The organism is Meiothermus luteus, assembly GCF_003574085.1.
Taxonomy (GTDB): Bacteria; Deinococcota; Deinococci; order Deinococcales; family Thermaceae; genus Meiothermus; species Meiothermus luteus.
Genome location: NZ_QWKZ01000178.1, coordinates 1 through 2,493, shown reverse-complemented (window position 1 = coordinate 2,493; position 2,493 = coordinate 1). Strand labels below are relative to the sequence as shown.

The window sequence follows — 2,493 nt, the reverse complement described above, 5'->3', positions numbered from 1 at the left end:
GAGGGTGGCGGGGGCCTGGGCGGCTTTACCCTCCAGCCCCTCCTTACCGTGACCCCAGGTTCCCAAGTGCAGTTGGCGGTCCAAATCACACGGCAGAACCTCGGGGAGCCCATCGCTCTTGCCCTCGAGGGGAATGCTCCCCTGACCGCGGATCTGGCCCCGGACGGGATCGCCTGGTCCCTCAACCCCAACCCCGCTCCGGGAGACAGCAGCACCCTGACCCTTCAGGTGGGGGCCTACGTACCCGAGGGCACCTACACCCTGACGGTGCGGGGCCAAGCCCCGGGGGCGCCAGAGGCCACGGCCCCTATTGTCCTCAGGGTGCGGGCGGCCGAGAGCGAGCCATGGCCCCTGCCTGGGGCTGGAGAGGTGTGGGCAGCGGTTTCGGCAGGGCTCGTTGGTATCGCTTACGGCAAGGATCGGTTCGTGGCCGTGGGGGCTGTGGGTACCATCCTCACCTCACGGGACGGCCTGACCTGGGAACGGGCGGACTCGAGGACCCTCAGGGATCTTTTTGGCATCACCTACGGAGCTGGGCGGTTCGTGGCGGTGGGGGATGAGAGCACCATCCTCTTCTCTCCGGACGGCTTGACCTGGGAACCCGTGTGCGCGGGGACCCATGGATGCTACCTTGGCGTGACCTACGGCGGGGGCCGTTTTGTGGCGGTGGGGAAGGGCGGCACCATCCTGACTTCTTTGGATGGACGGACCTGGGAGGAGGTGGCCTCGGGAACGGACGATGCCCTCACTGGCGTGACCTACGGCGCCGGCCGCTTTGTGGCGGTGGGGGAGGAGGGCACCATCCTCGCCTCCCCAAATGGCTTGAGCTGGCACCGGGTAAGCGAAGGGAGGGAAGAGCTTCTTGGCGTTGCCTACGGCGGTGGTAGGTTCGTGGCGGTGGGGCACGGGGACACCCTCTTGACCTCCACGGACGGCCTAACCTGGGAAGCGCTCAACCTGGGAGCTACGAGCACCCTGCGAGGCGTTGCCCACAGTGGCAGCCGTTTCGTGGTGGTGGGGGACTGGGGAATCCTCCTTACCTCCACCGATGGCCTGACCTGGGAAGAAGTGCCCTTAGGGATGACGAATGCCCTCTTTGGCGTTGTCTACGGTGGCAATCGGTTTGCGGCGGTGGGGTCAGGCGGCACCATCGTCATCGTCAACGATGACCTGAGCTGGCAGGTGGTGCGCTTGGGGGCCACGGAGGACCTCAATGGCGCCGCGTACGGCAACGGGCGTTTCACGGCAGTGGGGGGTGTGGGCACCCTCCTCACCTCCCCGGACGGCCTCCGATGGCAACGGGCGAGTTCGGGAACCACGGAGTTGCTCACTGGCGTAACCTACGGTGAGGGCCGATTCGTGGCGGTGGGGAGTGACATCCTTCTCATCTCGAGCGATGGCCTGATCTGGGAGCAGGTGCCCTTGGAGGCCTCGGCGGTCTTGTTTGGCGTCACCTACGGGGGTGGTCGGTTCGTGGCGGTGGGGGTTTTTGGCTCCACCTTGACCTCCCGGGATGGCTTGACCTGGAAGCAGGTGGCCTCGGGATCCTTGCAACACCTCTATGCCGTCACCCACGGCGCCGGCCGCTTTGTGGCGGTGGGGGAGGAGGGCACCATCCTCACCTCCACAGATGGTTTGAACTGGCAACCGGTATCCCTGGGCACTACGCAGTTTCTCCGTGGCGTCGCCTACGGCGCTGGCCGATTTGTGGCGGTTGGGATTACCCGTACCATCCTTACCTCCACGGATGGCCTGACCTGGGTGCCCTCGGAGGGCACAAGGGACCTCTACGCCATCGCCTACGGGGGTGGCCGGTTTGTGGCGGTGGGCGAATGGGGCACCATCCTCACCTCCACCGACGGCTTGACCTGGAAGGAGGTGCCCTCGGGGACCATGTGGGGTCTCCACGGCGTCGCCTACGGCGGCGGTCGGTTCGTGGCGGTGGGGAAGGACGGCCTCATCCTCGTTTCCCCTCCTGGCCCCTAGGCCTTGGGAGGCCTGCCCAGAGGCCCCCTAGCGGGGGCTAGCCTAAGGCTCGTACTTCACTTTTCCCCGTATCCTGGAAGTGAGCCCAAGGAGGGCCCATGTATCAAGACTGGCTGTTCAAGGACCACCCCAGCGGCTGGCGGCTCCGCTACCGCAGGAACGGGGGCGGCTACGAGGCCTCCCGGGACGGGGAGAACTGGCAGCCCGTCCCCTCCGTGACGCAAATCACCGGGCTCCTGAACAAGAACCTCCACGAGTGGGCGGTGCGCCAGGTGGTGGAGTACCTGAAGGGGGAGCTGGTCCCCGGGCTGGTCCTCACCGAGGAGGAGGCGAGGCGCGTCCTGGACGGGGCGGCCCAGGCCCACCGAAAGGCGGCCCAGAGGGCGGCGGGCCGGGGCGGGAGCTTCCACGCCTGGGCGGAGGCCTACCTGAAGGGGGAGGCCCCACCCCCGCCGGGGGAGGAGCCCCAGAGGAGCATGGCCCTGGCCCTGGCGGAGTGGTGGGAGG

General features: G+C 67.4%; 1 protein-coding gene and 1 pseudogene. Both read left to right on the top strand.

From position 1 onward, the window contains the following. A partial coding sequence (locus tag Mlute_RS15765) for a WD40/YVTN/BNR-like repeat-containing protein (protein ID WP_119361307.1) occupies positions 1-1,986 on the top strand: 1,986 nt, incomplete at its 5' end. Between the two features lie 98 nt (positions 1,987-2,084). Further along, positions 2,085-2,493 (top strand): annotated as a pseudogene (locus Mlute_RS14875) (hypothetical protein); the annotation flags it as partial.